13 protein-coding genes and 1 pseudogene are annotated in these 17,069 nt (G+C 36.8%); all 14 read right to left on the minus strand.

Annotated elements, in window-relative coordinates; genetic code table 11:
• Positions 1-215: 215 nt before the first annotated feature.
• On the minus strand, positions 216-830 hold the full coding sequence (locus tag ACYQ3D_RS06540; RefSeq protein WP_459837237.1) for a phosphoribosylanthranilate isomerase: 615 nt from the start codon (positions 828-830) through the stop codon (positions 216-218).
• Between the two features lie 184 nt (positions 831-1,014).
• Positions 1,015-1,791: an indole-3-glycerol phosphate synthase TrpC gene (gene trpC / locus ACYQ3D_RS06545; protein WP_459837239.1), complete on the minus strand. Its 777-nt coding sequence runs from the start codon at positions 1,789-1,791 to the stop codon at positions 1,015-1,017.
• A 109-nt stretch (positions 1,792-1,900) separates the two neighbouring features.
• Entirely contained in the window at positions 1,901-2,911 is a 1,011-nt protein-coding gene (trpD, locus tag ACYQ3D_RS06550; protein WP_459837240.1) for an anthranilate phosphoribosyltransferase, read from the minus strand.
• 387 nt (positions 2,912-3,298) lie between these two features.
• Positions 3,299-3,865 (minus strand): anthranilate synthase component II, encoded by a 567-nt coding sequence (locus tag ACYQ3D_RS06555; RefSeq protein WP_459837241.1) that lies wholly within the window; start codon positions 3,863-3,865, stop codon positions 3,299-3,301.
• Positions 3,849-5,342, minus strand: coding sequence for an anthranilate synthase component I (gene trpE / locus ACYQ3D_RS06560; protein WP_459837244.1), 1,494 nt, complete (start codon positions 5,340-5,342; stop codon positions 3,849-3,851). The genes ACYQ3D_RS06555 and trpE overlap by 17 nt, the downstream gene beginning before the upstream one ends.
• 228 nt (positions 5,343-5,570) lie before the next feature.
• A complete protein-coding gene (gene mtrB, locus ACYQ3D_RS06565; protein WP_459837245.1) occupies positions 5,571-5,792 on the minus strand; it encodes a trp RNA-binding attenuation protein MtrB in 222 nt (73 codons plus the stop codon).
• A 76-nt stretch (positions 5,793-5,868) separates the two neighbouring features.
• Complete coding sequence (locus ACYQ3D_RS06570) at positions 5,869-6,645, minus strand: DUF368 domain-containing protein (RefSeq protein ID WP_459837246.1); 777 nt, start codon at positions 6,643-6,645, stop codon at positions 5,869-5,871.
• Positions 6,646-6,687: 42 nt separating this feature from the next.
• On the minus strand, positions 6,688-7,191 hold the full coding sequence (locus ACYQ3D_RS06575; protein WP_459837247.1) for a phosphatidylglycerophosphatase A family protein: 504 nt from the start codon (positions 7,189-7,191) through the stop codon (positions 6,688-6,690).
• A gap of 48 nt (positions 7,192-7,239) precedes the next feature.
• Positions 7,240-9,426, minus strand: a complete 2,187-nt coding sequence (dnaE, locus tag ACYQ3D_RS06580; RefSeq protein WP_459837260.1) for a DNA polymerase III subunit alpha — start codon at positions 9,424-9,426, stop codon at positions 7,240-7,242.
• Positions 9,427-9,715: 289 nt separating this feature from the next.
• Positions 9,716-10,921, minus strand: a complete 1,206-nt coding sequence (gene dnaE, locus ACYQ3D_RS06585; protein WP_459837248.1) for a DNA polymerase III subunit alpha — start codon at positions 10,919-10,921, stop codon at positions 9,716-9,718.
• Positions 10,922-11,069: 148 nt separating this feature from the next.
• The gene (locus ACYQ3D_RS06590) at positions 11,070-12,839 is read right to left on the minus strand and encodes a sigma-54 interaction domain-containing protein (protein ID WP_459837249.1); all 1,770 of its coding nucleotides are present in this window, start codon (positions 12,837-12,839) and stop codon (positions 11,070-11,072) included.
• A gap of 709 nt (positions 12,840-13,548) precedes the next feature.
• A pseudogene (locus ACYQ3D_RS06595) lies at positions 13,549-13,741 on the minus strand (acyl CoA:acetate/3-ketoacid CoA transferase); the annotation flags it as partial.
• Between the two features lie 32 nt (positions 13,742-13,773).
• Positions 13,774-15,153: a GntP family permease gene (locus ACYQ3D_RS06600; protein WP_459837251.1), complete on the minus strand. Its 1,380-nt coding sequence runs from the start codon at positions 15,151-15,153 to the stop codon at positions 13,774-13,776.
• 17 nt (positions 15,154-15,170) lie between these two features.
• Positions 15,171-16,742, minus strand: coding sequence for an acyl CoA:acetate/3-ketoacid CoA transferase (locus ACYQ3D_RS06605; protein ID WP_459837253.1), 1,572 nt, complete (start codon positions 16,740-16,742; stop codon positions 15,171-15,173).
• Between the last annotated feature and the right edge of the window lie 327 nt (positions 16,743-17,069).

Genomic DNA, 17,069 nt, shown 5'->3' on the forward strand with positions numbered 1-17,069 from the left:
AACAATTTACAGTTTACAGTTCTAAATCCTCAATCCTCAATCCTCAATCCTCAATCCTCAATTCAAAACCTCGACCTAACCTAAACCTTAGCCCTTATCTCTATCTTATATATTGTACTCTTAGCCTTAAACTCAAACTTAATCTTGCCCTCGCCCTTGACCTTGATCTCGACCTCGACTTTGTCTTGACTTTAGCACATAGCTCACGACTCACACTAATTCCCTTTCACTCTCTTAACCAACCTTTTAATTTGTTTCTGATCTTTATTACCTGGTTTAGTTTCTACTCCACTACTAACATCTACTGCCCAAGGATCTACTGTTTTTACTGCTTGAGCTACATTAGAAGGATCTAATCCTCCAGCTAAGATTATCTCTCTGGATTGTTGGGCTTCCTTAGCTAACTGCCAATTAAAAGTCTGACCAGTGCCTCCTAATTGATTAGGCACATAAGTATCTAGTAAATACTTATCCACCTGATACTGAGCTAATTGCTCTAAGGAACTTCTATCTTCAATCCGAAAAGCCTTAATGACTGGTAACTGAAACTGCTGACAAAAGTCAGGTGACTCATTACCATGTAACTGGAGATAATCAAGCTCACAGTTAGTAATTACCTCTTTAATCTCTGCCAGAGACTGATTAGCAAAAACTCCTACCTTATTAATATCAGCTGGTAACTGCTCACAAATAGCACTTACCTGGTGCCTAGTTACTTGGCGGGGACTAGCAGCAAAAATAAAGCCTACTAAATCTGCTCCAGCCTCGATAGCTACCTGAACATCAGCTAGATTAGTCAAACCGCAGATTTTAACACGTGGTTGGCCCATATCTATCAATCCTTTATCTTAGTTTACAGTTTATAATTTACAGTTTACAATTATCAATTCAAAACCTTAATCTTGGCCTTAGCCTAATTTTGAGCTTTCTACTCAAACTGAAATTTACTCCGAAACTAATCCTCCCTTTGACCCTATCTTGTACTTAACCTTAAACTCAAACTTAGCCTTAGCTTCAATCTTGCCCCAACAACTCTCTCACTTTAGCCGCAATATCAGCACTACTCATTAATGTTTCTCCTACTAAAGCTGCATCAATATTATGCTTAGTTAATAACTCAATATCAGACCGATCCTTAATCCCGCTCTCACTAACTATTATCTTTTCGTCCGGAACTAAGCGCTGTAAGGCTAAGGTAGTAGCCAAATCAACTTCAAACACCTTTAAATCACGGTTATTAATCCCAATCAGAGCAGCATCAACTTCTAACGCCTGCTGTAACTCCTGTCTGTTATGCACCTCTAATAAGACATCTAAATTCAATTCATCTGCTAGCTCCAAATAATCTTCTAACTGCTGCTTAGTTAAGATGGCAGCTATCAATAAAATAGCATCTGCCCCATAGGCCCTAGCTTGATAAATCTGATACGGGTCAATAATGAAATCCTTTCGCAAAATAGGTAACTTAACTTCCTCTTTTATCTGTTGTAAATAATCTAACTGGCCTTGAAAAAATTCCTGATCAGTCAGGACTGATAAAGCACTAGCCCCTGCCTTTTCGTATTGTTGAGCAATCTTTACTGGCTGAAATTCTTCTCTGATTACTCCTTTAGAAGGTGAAGCCTTCTTAACTTCGGCAATCAAACTCATACCTGACTCTTTTAAAGCTGATCCAAAATCACGAGTAGTTGCTAATTGATCAATCTCTGCCTGTAATTTACTTAGTGGTTCTTCTTTTTTTTGCTGCTTTACTTCTCGTTGCTTATACTCTACTATCTCTTCTAAAATCATCTATTTCACCTCGCATAACTAATTTACAATTTACACACAATCGTCATCAGGTTTACCGATAATTTTGAATTTGTTTTGCTGACGACTGACAGCTGCTAGCTGATAGCTGTTAATATTGATTACTAACTTCTATTAACTCCTCTAACTTTTCCAACGCTAGCCCCTGATCAATCACCTGAGCAGCTAGGTCTACTCCTGATTCTAGGTCTGTAGCCTCTCCGGCAGCTACCAAAGCAGCCCCAGCATTCAAAAGCACTATCTCTCGTTTGGGCCCTGACTTACCTGCTAATAGATCATAAGTGATCTGAGCATTTTCCTGAGGCTTACCTCCTGCTAAATCGGCTGGTTCAACCTGCTCTAAACCTAATTCTTCTGGCCTAAGATAATAAGTTTTTATTTCCCCATTTTGAAGCTGACTTACCTTGGTTTTTCCTACTGTAGACAATTCATCTAAACCTGCTAGACCATGGACTACAAAAGCAGCCTCCATTCCTAAATTTTTTAGAGTATGAGCAATTAGTTCGGTTAAGGAAGGATCATAAACTCCTACTAATTGCACTTGAGCACTAGCAGGATTCGTCAACGGCCCTAACAGATTAAAGATAGTCCTGATTCCAATCTCCTTTCGCGGGCCAATAGCATGCTTCATTGCCTGATGAAAAGTAGGTGCATATAAAAAGCCAATTCCAATCTTATCAATACACTCTCCTACCTCTTGCGGCGTTAAATCCAGATTAACTCCTAATTCTTCTAGTACATCAGCACTACCACTCTTACTAGAAACAGATCGATTACCATGCTTAGCTACTGGTAACTCTGCCCCAGCTACTACAAAAGATGTAGTAGTAGAAATATTAAAAGTATCTAAACTATCTCCTCCAGTCCCACAGACATCAACTAATAAATCCTGGTCAGTAACAATTGGAGCTGCTTTATCTCTCATTACTTTAGCTGCTCCAGTAATTTCCTCAATTGTCTCTCCTTTAGTCCTTAAAGCAGTAATCAAACTACCAATTTGGGCCTCACTAGCTTGGCCTTCCATAATACTAGTCATTGCTGCTTGGCTCTCCTCAACTGATAAATCCTGCTCATTTACTACCTTCTCTATTGCTCTTCTCATCTCTACTCAACCTCCCAGTTTTAATTTACAATTTAGAATTGATATAAAGTGGCACTTTCGTGCCACAGCTATCAGCTGTCTGCAAATGGTTTTTATTACGGAAGGTCTGTTTTCTAGACCTGTAGGGTCTGTCGTGAGCCAAATCAAATTCTTCAATTCAAAACTATAAACCTAGTTCAACCTCTGAAAACACAGTAATCTTAAAGGATTTAGATGTTGAACTCAAAGGTCTTGAATTAGCTGATAGCTCATAGCAGATAGCTGACAACTGTGTCACCTGCGGTGACACAATATATCAATAATGCTTCAACTTAAACTAAAACTTAATCTTACACTCAAACTCGACCTAGATTTTGAACTTAACTCTCAATTCTCCATTCTCAATTATCAATTGATTTGTAGAAAATTCTTAATCATCTTCTCTCCTGCTTCGGTTCTGATTGATTCTGGATGAAACTGTAAACCATATAACTGAGCTTCCTGATCTTCAATGGCCATCATCAATCCCGATTTAGTCCTAGCAGTAACTGTAAATCTAGGAGCTAAAGTATCATTAGCTAAAACTAAAGAATGATATCTAGTAGCCTGAAATTGATCTAACCCGGCTAAAATAGTAGATTCTTCTTCCTTAATAATTGTATCTGTCTTCCCATGAACCAACTCAGGTGCTTGAATAATCTCTGCTCCCCAAGCTACTCCAATAGCCTGATAGCCTAAACAAATACCTAAGATAGGAATTTCTCCAGTCAACTCCTTAACTAGTTCTAAAGAAATCCCTGCTTCTTGGGGACGACCTGGGCCAGGCGAAATAATAATCTGCTCTGGAGCTAGTTCTTTAATCTCAGCTACTGTAATCTGGTCATTGCGCCTGACTTGGACAGGATAATCTAACTCTCCGATTAATTGGACTAGATTATAGGTAAAGGAATCATAGTTATCAATTACTAGTACCATTAGAACCACTCCTCTCTGCTAAGTGGACTGCCTCTAGTAATCCCTGAGCCTTATTTAAAGTCTCTTGGTACTCAGCCTCAGGGTTGGAATCAGCCACAATGCCCGCTCCTGCTTGCACATAAGCAGTATTATCCTGAACTAGAATAGTCCGGATTGTAATACAACTATCTAGATTACCGGAATAACTAAAGTAACCAATACTACCTGCATAAGGCCCTCGTCTAGTCGGCTCTAACTGATCTATTAACTCCATAGCCCGAATTTTAGGCGCCCCAGAAACAGTACCAACCGGAAAACAAGCCTCTAGAGCAGAATAAACATCCTTATCTGCCTGTAACTCTCCTTCTACATTAGAGACTAGATGCATTACATGAGAGTAGTACTCAACTTCCATTAGTTCAGTAACCTCTACTGTTCCGTACTTACTGATCTTACCTACATCATTCCGGCCTAAATCAACTAACATAGTATGTTCAGCTCTTTCTTTCTCATCAGTCACTAACTCCTGGGCCAACTGCTGATCTTCACTGCTATCTGCTCCGCGTCTTCTTGTTCCTGCAATCGGTCTATTCTCTACTCGTCCTTCTTGGGCTCTCACTAATAATTCAGGCGACGAACCAACTAACTGAAAATCACCTAGATCTAGATAATACATATAAGGAGATGGATTCAATCTTCTTAGTTGACGATAGATAGCAAAAGAATCTGTAGTAATCGGCATCTCTAGTCTCTGAGATAGGACTAATTGGAAGATATCTCCTTGTTTGATATAATCTTTAGCCTGTTGAACACTACTGATAAATTCTTGTTTAGTAAAATTGGAAGTATAATCTAAGTTAGCAGTTGTATCGGTAACTGGTTGACTTGATTCAGTTAATGGTTGCTGCAGCTTAGCTGCTATTCTTTCTATTTTTTCTTGCGCTGCCTTATAATCTAGAGCTGGTTGGTCACCAACTTGAACATTAGTTACTATCTTTAAACTATGGTGGAGATGATCAAACACTAAGACTGTATCACTAACTACAAATAACATCTCAGGTAATTCTAGATCATCTTCAGTCTGTTGGGGCAGATCCTCAAAATACTTGACTGCATCATAACCTAAATAACCGACTCCCCCTCCATAAAACATTGGTAATTCCTCAATTTCAACTGCTTGGTAGGAAGCTAATAACTTTTTTAAGTCAGCTAAAGGATTAGTAGTCTCTTGGGTTTCTATAAGTCCTTCCTCTTTATCTCTAACTTCTATTACTCCCTCTTTACAACTAATTAAAGCATGATGATCAAGCCCGATAAAAGAATAGCGCCCTAGCTTTTGACCCTGTTCTACACTCTCTAATAAAAAGGAATATTCCCCTTGCTGTAATTTCTTAAAAGCAGAAACAGGGGTCTCTAAATCAGCCATTAACTCTTTATAGACAGGAACTAACTTCCCAGTTGCACTTAATTCCATAAATTCTTCCTTAGTAGGATACAAACTTAACCTCTCCTCTCTACTCAACTCATGTGGTAATTATAGTTCCAAAAAACAGAAAAGGGCCAACAGACTTGAGACTGTTGGCCCTTACAATCAGGTATAGATATACCACTCCCCTAGGCTCATCTCAACTTATCTCAACTTAACTCTGCTCTGCTCAACTAAAATATATTATTTTAACTAACTCAACTAACTTTCTCGTCTAAGCTCTGCTCTAAACTCTACTAACTATTCTGACTCCACTTCTCCGTGTTCAGTAATTAATTTTGCCTTACCTCTAATCTTAATAGCGGAAGTATGTTTGGTAAACTGAGCGATCATTACTTCGCCGGCATCTAACTTTTCTGTATGATGAAACTTAGTCTGTTGACCACGTGTTAAACCAATTATTGTTACGCCATCTTCTAAGGCTTTAACAATAACATGGTCTTCTCTAGCTGGCATCTCCATTTATATCCACCTCATTAGTTCATTTAATTCTTAGCTTAGTAATAATGATAAATGATTTTCCTATTTCTGTCAAGAACTATTCTCCTTTTCTAGCTAATAAATAAATAACTCCGACTCCTCCTAGAAAACAAATAATCTCCCCTATACCAACTTGCCCCAGCAAAACACTACGCATTGAACCTAAAATCAGACCGGTTAAAAAAGCCATTAATAAAGAACGAAAATTATTTAACAGATAAGATAACAACCAGGAAAAACCTAATAATCCACTACCAACTCCAGCCCCAAAAACAATCAACAAAGGAAGATTAAAATTACTAATCCCCGTTAAAACTGTCTGATACAGACCAAGCATAATCAAGATAGTACCACCACTGATTCCTGGTAAGATCATAGCTACACTACCAACTGCTCCCCCAAAGAATAATTGCAACCAGGATCCATTAGCTGCTACTCCAGTAGCTCCTAGTTCTACTGAATAAAATAAAGCTAATGCTAAACCAATTAGGCCTAGGATGATATTTACAAAATTAAACTCTTTAACCTGATCTAAAGTTATCTTACTAGAAGCAAAAATCAATCCTAGTAAAAAAGATTTAACTAAATTGGGATACCACTCTAACAAAGAAGTAATCAGTTTCGAACTACCTAAAACCCCTACCACAGCCCCAATGAAAATAGGACCGATAATCCGTAATCTGATTTTTTTAAGCCCCTTAATTAAAACATCATAAATCCCAAGTACTAAAGCCATAGTACCTCCGCTAACTCCTGGTAGGGTATTCGACATTCCAATAGGGATTCCTTTAATCATTAATTTTACTACAGATTCTATTTTACTTTCTTCTTCCACTATTAGGCCCCCTATAATTAGATTCTAGCTTTTATAGTTAATTTAAGAAACTTCTGTTTCTTCTTGTTCCTGATTTCTTTTCTCATGCGCAATTCTTGCTGAAGCTGCTGAAGCAACTGCTGCTACTAAATCATCTAAAAAAGTATTTATTTTATTTTCATGTGGTACTGTATCCAACTCCTTTATAATCCCTGTTTTGTCTTTATCTAAGTAGCCAAAGTTAGTAAATCCTACACTACCATAGATATTAGCAATTGCTAAGGCTAAACTCTCATCCACTCCGTACAAAGGCTCATCCTGTTTAATTATCTCAGCTAATGGTTCTTCTAATCTGTCCTCTTCTGCTAAATTATCCAAGGCCAATCCTGTTAATAGAGTATACTGGACCTCTCTTTTATCCAGCACATGTTCTACTGCTTGTAAAGATTCTTCTAAAGTTAAACTATCACTATATGGCTTTTGTAGTTTATAGACCACTTCTGCTATAGCAGATAACTCAACTCCGCGCTCCTCTAATTTAGTAATTACTTCTGCTTTTATCTTCATTTTATCTGCCCCCCCTATAAAATTCCTGCTATATAATATGCTAATTAGCTAAAAAGAGTGTTGGACTGCTAAATCATCTAGTTCTTGTTTTAAGTCACTAGTCTCTGCTACTTGATACTGCTCTCCTAGTTGGATACTTACTCTCTGCCTAGCAAGCACTAGATGTAAATAAGTCGTTTTAGCCCCCCTATATTTAGCTAATACTTCCTCTAACTGCTGTATTTTATCTACAGTAGGGTCTTCTAGTTGTAAATGAACCACTTCTTGCCTACCAGTTGGCTCTGTTACCTGGTCAATAATCACTTTTCCTTCTTGATTAAGTTGACCGGTAATAATCACTGCAGATTCTTCCTCTAGTAAGTCCTGATATTCCTGATAGCTATCAGGAAAAGAGATAACCTCCACTTCACCTGTTTCATCTGCTATAGTTAAAAAAGCCATCTGCCGTTGATTTTTAGTAATCACTTCTCGTTGAGAGGTAATTAATCCTCCAATTACCACTTGATTCTCCTCACTACTTAACTCTGTAATCTGTTGGTTGCGATCTACTTTAATCTGTGGTAGAACCTGGTCTAGAGGATCTCCGGAAAGATAAAGACCTAACATTTCCTTTTCTAAAGCCAATAACTTCTGAGTGGTAAACTCTTCGATAGCAGGTAATTCATAATCAAGTGTTGTAAATTGATTATCAGTAGCAAAGAGATCAGAAAAGTTAGTTTGGCCCTTACTCTCTTCCGCCTGAACTTTCCGAGCTTGTTTATAAACCTGGGGTAAAACTTTTAATAGTTGCGAGCGATAACCTGGTAGAGAAACAAAGGCTCCTGCCTTAATCAAACTTTCAATTGCTTGTTTATTTACTGTAGTTAAATCAACCCGCTGACAAAAATCAGTAAAATCCTTAAATTCTTCTTCCTCGCGAGTAGCAATTAACTCCTCAATTGCTTTCTGACCTACATGTTTAATACCTTGTAGTCCAAATCTAATTGCTCCTTTTTCTACACTGAATCCCGACTGACTATAGTTAACATCTGGAGGTAATACCTCAAGCCCCATTCTTTCCACTTCAGTAATATACTCAGCTACTTGGTCACTATCTTCTATCTGACTAGTCAACAAAGCAGCCATAAATTCGACTGGATAATGAGTCTTTAAATAAGCTGTCTGATAAGAAACATAAGCATAAGCTACACTATGGGCCTTATTAAACCCATAACCTCCAAAATGTTCAATTAACTCAAATAATTCCTCGGCTAATTCTTGGCTATAACCATTATTTACTGCTCCAGGAATACTATCATTGCCCTTAATGAAAATATCACGATGTTTGCGCATTACCTCAGGCTTTTTCTTGCCCATTGATCGTCGCAAAATATCAGCTTCCCCTAGCGAATAACCAGCAATCTGTTGGACAATCTGCATTACCTGCTCCTGATACAGAATCACACCGTAAGTAGGTTCTAAAATTTCTTGCAAGTCAGGATGAGGATATTCAATCTCTTCATTACCATGGCGGCGAGCAATAAAGTCCTCTACCATCCCACTACCTAATGGTCCCGGACGATACAAAGCCAACAGGGCAATAATATCTTCAATTTCTTCTGGCTTTAGCTGAGCAATTAGCCGGCGCATCCCATCACTTTCTAACTGAAAAACTCCTAAACTATGACCTGCACTTAACAAGTCAAAAACTTCTTGATCAGCAAAAGGAATTTGATCTAATTTAAGCTCTACACCCTGGGTTTGCTTAATCAAATCTAGAGTCTTATCAATGACTGTTAAAGTTCTTAACCCTAAAAAGTCCATCTTAAGCAATCCTAGTGCCTCTAAATCATCCATAGCATACTGAGTAGTTACCTCACCATCACTCTGGTATAACGGAGTATAATTAGTCAACTTTTCTTTAGTAATTACCACTCCAGCAGCATGAGTCGACGCATGACGCGACAATCCCTCTATCTGCTGAGCATAATCAATGATTTCTTGAACTTCCTTATCGGACTGGTACAACTTCTGTAATTCCTCCGACTCAGCCAGATCAAGTGACTTAGAGATAGTGTTAGCTACTTTATCTGTCTTATCATAACTAGCTCCTAAGACTCGTCCTACATCTCGCACTGCAGCCTTAGCGGCCATAGTCCCAAAAGTGATAATCTGAGCTACCTTATCTTGGCCATACTTAGCTGTTACATAATCAATTACTTCATCCCGCCGTTCATAGCAAAAATCAATGTCAATCTTTTATACCCCCGATTTCTCAGTATTTAATAGGGAATAGACCATATCTTCACCTTAACTCGTAAGGTGTCTCCCACTTCGCCTTAAAAATCATTAAGGCTACGCTCCTTCGAGCTGGTCGTTGAACTTTCTCCTTTTAGGAGCTTAGCTGCTGGTATTCCAATCTTTATAATTTTTCTTCCTTCACATTAAGGTATATTTCATCCTTACGCTGTGGATTATAAAGCTCTAAGGAAGTCCCAGCAATTCAAGAGACTTATCATTAACTGTTACCAGTTAACTCGACATCTCATTGCAACTGCAATGAGTTATCTGGCATTGAAACTCGAGCGGGATTTAAAAATCGTTCAAATAAAAGATCATACTCTAGGGGATCTATCTCTGTAATATCTAATGCATAAGAGACTAAACTTGAAGCAGCACTACCTCTGCCCGGGCCAACTATAATATCTTGTTCTTTAGCATACTGGATAAAATCTCGCACAATTAAAAAGTAGGCGGGATAACCCATCTCGTTAATCACATCTAACTCATACTCCAGTCTGTCTTCTACTTCAGAAGTCATCTGCTCGTACTTCTCTGCTGCCCCTTGGTAAGCTAACTGCCGCAAATACGATTCAAGGCTTTCTCCCTCAGGCACTTCATAATCAGGCAGTAACGTCTGTTCAAAATCTAAATCCACATTACACCGCTGAGCAATCTGGAGTGTATTCTGCAAAGCTTCCGGATAATCAGCAAAGAGTTCCTCCATCTCCTGGGGCGACTTAAAGTAAAATTCTTCGTTGGGAAATTGTAACCTATCCTCAGCAGTTACATCTTTTCCTGTTTGGATACATAATAAAATATCATGTGCTGCAGCATCCTCCTGATCTAAATAATGAACATCATTAGTAGCTACCAGAGGGATCTCCAACTCGCGACCTAATTTAACTAATTCTGTCTTAACTTGCTGTTCTTCAGATAAACCATGATCTTGTAATTCTAAAAAGAAATTGTTGGCCCCGAATATTTCCTGATAATCTCGGGCAGCTTCTTTAGCTTGTTCAAATTGGCGATTCTGGATGGCACTAGCTATTTCTCCAGCTAAACAACTACTTAAACAAATTAGTCCTTCATTATACTCAGCTAATAGATCTTTATCAACGCGTGGTTTATAATAAAATCCTTCTAAAAAACTCTGCGAAACTAACTGTAATAGATTCTTATACCCTTGATTATTTTCTGCTAGTAAGACTAGATGATCTGTTGTTCTCTGACGCGAATTACGTTGTTGGTGATCTGCAGTGACATATACTTCACAACCTATAATAGGCTTAATCCCTGCTTCTTTAAGTTGGCGGTAAAACTTAATTGCTCCATACATCACTCCATGGTCAGTAATTGCTACCGCTGGCATATCATATTCTTTAGCTTGCTCCACTAAATCATCTATTCTAACTGCCCCATCTAAGAGACTATATTCAGTATGATTATGCAGATGAACAAAATCAGACATTTTATTCACCTCCTCTTTATAAACAACTATTATATTATTATAACATCATTTTGCTCTAAAGCATAATTCAAATAAATTAACTAACCTCAAAAAATAAATAAATCCTGATTTAATCAGGATTTGTAATAAATTCATATTATTATATAATTTAAAAATGAGAGATATCTATTCCATAACGGTTTACTTTTTCATAAAAAGAAGTTCGATGTATCCCTAATAATTTAGCAGCCTTTGTTCTGTTACCCCCTGTTTTATTGAGAGCACGTTTAATAGCATCGATTTCAGTTTTAGCAACCATATCCTGCAAATCCCAATCATCTCTTTCAAAGTCATAAACCACTTGATTATCATCTATAACATCTTTTCTACCTATATTAGGTAAATGTTCTGGGAAAATAATATCTCCTGAAGCTAAATTTAAACCTCTTTCAATAAAATTACTTAATTCCCTAACATTTCCCGGCCAATCATAATCCATTAAATAATCAATAGTTTGCGGAGCTAATTCTTTAGAATCCATTTCTAATTCTTTAATCAAATCAGCTAAAATTGACTTAGCCAACAGAGGAATATCATCTAATCTATCACGCAAAGGAGGAAGATATAATCTAATAACATTCAATCTATAATAAAGATCTTCTCTAAAATTCCCCTTATTAACTTCTTCTTCTAATTTTTCATTTGTCGCAGCAATAACACGAACATCTAATTCAATAGTCTCATTCCCCCCTACTCTTTGAACTTCTTCTTCTTGTAATACACGTAATAACTTAACTTGCATTTCTAAAGGCATAGTTCCTATTTCATCTAAAAAAATAGTTCCTCCATCTGCTAATTCAAACTTGCCTGGTTTTCCCTCTTTCTTGGCTCCTGTAAAAGCACCTTCTTCATACCCAAATAACTCAGATTCCAGAAGATTTTCAGGAATAGCCGCACAATTAACCCGGATAAAAGAGGCGTACTTCCTATAACTTGCTTTATGAATAGCATGAGCAAAAAGTTCTTTTCCAGTACCACTTTCTCCTTCAATTAAGACAGTTGATTTACTCTCTGCTGCTTCTTTAGCCAATTTTTTTAAATATTTCATCCGTTTATTTTTAGTTAAAATATTATCAAAAGAATACTTAGCTTCTTCTAATCTTTTGATTTCACTCTTATAATGATTCAACTTATTTTCTAGACCTTCCAATTTCTGAGATAAAGCCATCAATTCTTTAACATCTTTAAATAACACTTTCCCAATAGCTCCAACTATCTCACCATCTTTTTCTATTGGAATTCGACTACAAACCATTTCATTCCCCTGGATTCTTTGCACATGGCCTAATTCTTTTTTTCCAGTTTTAACTACTTTATGCATTCGAGTATTCTCAATTACATCTGTTATATGTTTTCCTAATACATTTTCCCCTTTAACCCCTAAAAATTCTTCATAAGCATTATTAAACTTGGTTATTTTTCCATTCGAATCTACTATCACTATCGCCTCATAAGCTTCGTTTAACATCGTATCCAACACATTAAGATTATCTTTAACCTCTTGTAATTCATTCCTAACTGATTGAATTTTAGTTATATTTTGGAAAACAGCAATTGCCCCAACTATCTTACCATCGAAAACTATAGGGGATCGATTAGAATATATTTTTTTATTTTGATAGGTCAGTACTAATCTCTGTCCTAATTCTTTCTCTCCTGATTTTAATACCTTTATTAATCTAGTTTCTGGTATTATTTCCTTAATATGATTCCCAAGAACTATTTCCTTTTCTTTATCTAAAAGTTTCTCACTAGCTTCATTAAATAAAATTATTTTTCCTTTGTTATCAATAGCAATAATACAATTATAAACTGAATCAGTTATAGCTTGTAACCATTCCCAAACCTCTTCTTTACTTTGGAACTGATCTAATTTCACTAATTATGACCTCCATTTATAATTTAAGTAATAAATTAATTAATCTTAGTCAGCAAGAGATTTATTTTTATTTCTATTGTATCATAAATTAAAAATAATTAACAATATTTAGACTGAATTCTGAACTTATATTAATTGAAAGTTAAAATGCACTAGCTATTACAATCTCTTTCATTAATATTACCTTCCGTTTAGTTTAACTTTATGAACTAACCTGTAAAGCAAATAAACAACCCCAGGAGCAGATTGCTTCCTGAGGCTGTTTATCAGTTTCTATACCTCCTTCATCAGCAAAAGTCTTTGCTGTTTTAGGTCTAATTTTGACCCCTATATTTTATCTTGCAAAATAAAGCCTTTAATCTTAATAAATACCAGTGACCATATAGAACACAGAGATTACAATTGAAGCCACAATAGGTAATAAGATAGTATTAAAAGCTATATCTTTATAACTCTCTTTATGATTTAAATCACAAACTGATAAAAGAGTGATTACAGCCCCACAATGTGGTAGACTATCTAACCCACCAGCACCTACAATCATTATTCTGTGTAGTACCTCTCCAGGGATCCCCATTGCTAAAAAATCCTCTGATAAAACTTCTAGTGCAATAGCAGTACCTCCAGAAGATGAACCAATAACCCCTGCTAACAAAGTCGTTGAAAGGCCAACTTTAAAAATTGAAGGAATAGCCATATTAACTATCCCTTCTAAGTTATCATCTATAATTGGCTCAAATCCCATTTGAGCCAATTATATCTTCCTGTAGATCTACTCCAGGAGCAATTTCTTTTAATACTATTCCTTCTTCAGATAATTCAAAAACAGCTCGTTCTGTAACATAAAGAATATCCTGACCTGCTTCAATAGCGTACTCTCCACTGAAAGAAACTTGTTCAACTGCTGACCAATTTTAACTGCTAAAGTATACCTTTATACCACTCCCATGCTGCCTAAGATAATAACTAAGACTAAGGTAGCAAACGGAATAACCAGCGTACACATAGCCATGTCGCCATAAGACTGCTCGTGGTCTAATCCAGTAATCGTTAAGAGTGTGATAACAGCACCATTATGCGGTAAAGTATCGAATCCGCCGGCAGCTAGAGAAGCTACCCGGTGTAGCACCTGAGGACTAAGACCTGTCTGCTGAGCTATCTCCATATACTTACTGCTTAATGCTTCTAAGGCAATACTCATTCCGCCGGAGGCTGAACCTGTAATTCCCGCTAACACGTTAACTGACAGAGCCTCAGAAATTAGCGGATTCCCCGGAGAGATACCTAACATAAATTCCTTGATAACAACAAAAGCAGTTAAAGAAGCAATTACATTACCATAGCCGACCTCTGATGCGGTATTAAAGATTGGTAAGAGAGAACCCATAACTCCCTCATTAATCGTTTCTTTTAAGTCATCAAAGTTATCCCACATTAGAACAATAGCTGCAATAATTCCTAATAATACAGCTAAAATTAGAGACCAGATTCCTAAAACTGAACCTAAGTCTGTAGCCCCAAATTTAGGCTTATCCAGATAGCTAGCATCAATATTAGGTAGAATCTTTTTGGATAATAAGAAGTTCGAGACTAAGACTACGATAATCGGAATAACCGCCTTTCCAGCTTGAGGTACCTCGCTAGCATCAAAGTGTTCTAAGTCTTCATCATGGTCGCCGTAACCCTCACCGGCAGCCATTGCTCTTCCAGCCCGTATCTTAAGCCAGAATAATCCACCGCCGCACATACAGATAGCAGCAATTACTCCCAAAACTGGTGCAGCAAAAGGAGTCGTTTGAAAGTAAGGCATTGGAATTGCATTCTGCACCTGCGGTGTTCCTGGAATAGCCGTCATTGTAAAGGTAAAGGCTCCTAAAGCAATAGTAGCAGGTAAGAAGCGTTTAGGTACTCCTGCCCGTCTGAAAGCAGCAGCCCCCAATGGATAAACAGCAAAAACAACTACAAATAAGCTCACACCGCCGTAAGTTAAGAGTGCTGTTGCTAAGACAATAGATAGAATAGTCTGTTCAGCACCAATCTTTTCGATAATCCAGTTAGCAATAGAATCAGCAGCACCGCTAACCCCCATTACTTTACCGAAGATGGCCCCGAGCATGAAAATGGGGAAGTACTTAATTAAGTAACCTCCCAGATTTTCCATAAAGATCTGGGTGTAAGTACCTAGAATCGGCTGACCATTAAGAACAGCAGCTAAACAGGCTAAGATGGGAGCCAAGATTAGTACAGAAATTCCTCTGTAAGCTAAGTACATCAGCAAGCCTAATGATAATAGAATCCCAAATACTCCTAACATTTTTCTAATACCTCCTTTTAGTTATTAGCTTTAATATCCGGTTCAATATTCATCAATTCAGCAGTAAAGATTCTGCTGTCCATTTCCTGTAAGTCATCAGCAATAAGCGGTTCAAAGCCCATCTGACCAATTACATCCTCTTCTAAATCGACACCAGGAGCAATCTCAGTCAGTACTAGTCCTTCCTCAGTCAATTCAAAGACGGCTCGCTCAGTAATATAAAGAATCTCTTGGCCAACTTCAACGGCATACTCACCGCTGAAAGAAATCTGCTCTACTTCAGCTAAGAACTTTTGAATCTTACCTTCATTAACTATATTTAATTCACCATCTTCTACTCCAACTTCTAACCCTCCGGCAGTAAATGTCCCGCAATAGACTACTTTTTGAGAGTTTTGAGTAATATTTACAAAACCACCCACACCAGCTATTTTAGGACCAAATTTACTAACATTTACATTTCCTGTTTGATCAGTTTGAGCCAATCCTAAAAAGGCTATATCTAATCCTCCTCCATCATAAAAATCAAATTGATATGGTTGATCAACCATAGCCTCTGGATTAGTAGAAGCGCCAAAATTTAAGCCACTAGCCGGTATTCCTCCAATTGGACCAGCTTCTACCGTCAAGTTCATTTCATCACTAACACCTTCTTCTGAAGCCACTGCAGCAATCCCTTCAGGCATTCCAATCCCTAAATTGACTGTTGAATCAGGAATTAATTCCATAGCAGATCTACGAGCAATTACTTTTCTTTCAGTTAAATCTAAAGGAGTTAAAGAATCTAGCGGAGCTTTTATTTCTCCTGTATAAGCTGGATTATACTGTTGAGAAAATGACTGCATATGATTTTCAGAATCAGCCACTACTACAGCATCAACCAAGATACCAGGTACTTTTACTAATTTAGGATCGAGTGTACCCGTTTGGGCTGTTCTTTCTACTTGCACTATGACTTTCCCACCACAATTTTTAACTGCTTGAGCTATAGACAAAGTTTCTAAAGGCATTGCTTCTTTTTCCATAGAAATATTTCCCTTTTCATCGGCTGTAGTACCTCTAATAAGTGCAATATCAAGTGGAATATCCTTATAATGTAAATATTCCTCACCATCAATTTCAATTAAAGAAACTATATCTTCTTTAGTAATATCATTTAATTTACCGCCTTGCACTCTTGGATCAACTAATGTTTTTAATCCTACATGAGTAATTACACCTGGTTTATTTGCTGCAATATTTCTAAACAAATGGCTAATAACTCCCTGAGGTAAATTATAAGCTTCTATTTTTTCTTCATTAGCCAACTGACCCAATTTAGGGGCTAATCCCCAGTGACCACCAATTACTCGATTAACCATTCCTGCGTGACCAAAATGATTTAGACCTCTATCTTTTCCATCTCCTTGACCTGCTGCATAAACTAAATTAATGTCTTTAGGAGATTCAGTTTCAATAAATTTCTCTTCTAACGCTGAAGTTATTTCTTCAGGATGCCCAAACCCAACAAACCCTCCTGTTGCTACAGTCATTCCATCTTCAATCATATTTAACGCTTCTTCTAAACTAACAATTTTATCTGAACTCATTAATTGTCCCCCCTTTTTATTTTCTTATTTTGGAATTTTATTTATCGGTTAATTTATCTTCTTATAAAGTTATATTTAAATCAAACTCACTTAAGTTATCTTTCATTTAATGTTAAATTCAAAATTTATTCCAAAGTTCATATAAATGTATATTTTAACTTAAATTGGATTATGTTTCTAAATCTTTGTATGTTTATTTATATATATCTTTTTTACAATTTTCAGATTATTATTTATTTTAAAACTATTATTATAAAGATAAAGTCTTGATTTCAAGACTTTATCTTTATAAATATTAATCTAAGCCTTAACCTTATTCACTTCGTA

It is taken from the genome of Halanaerobaculum tunisiense, from assembly GCF_054657635.1.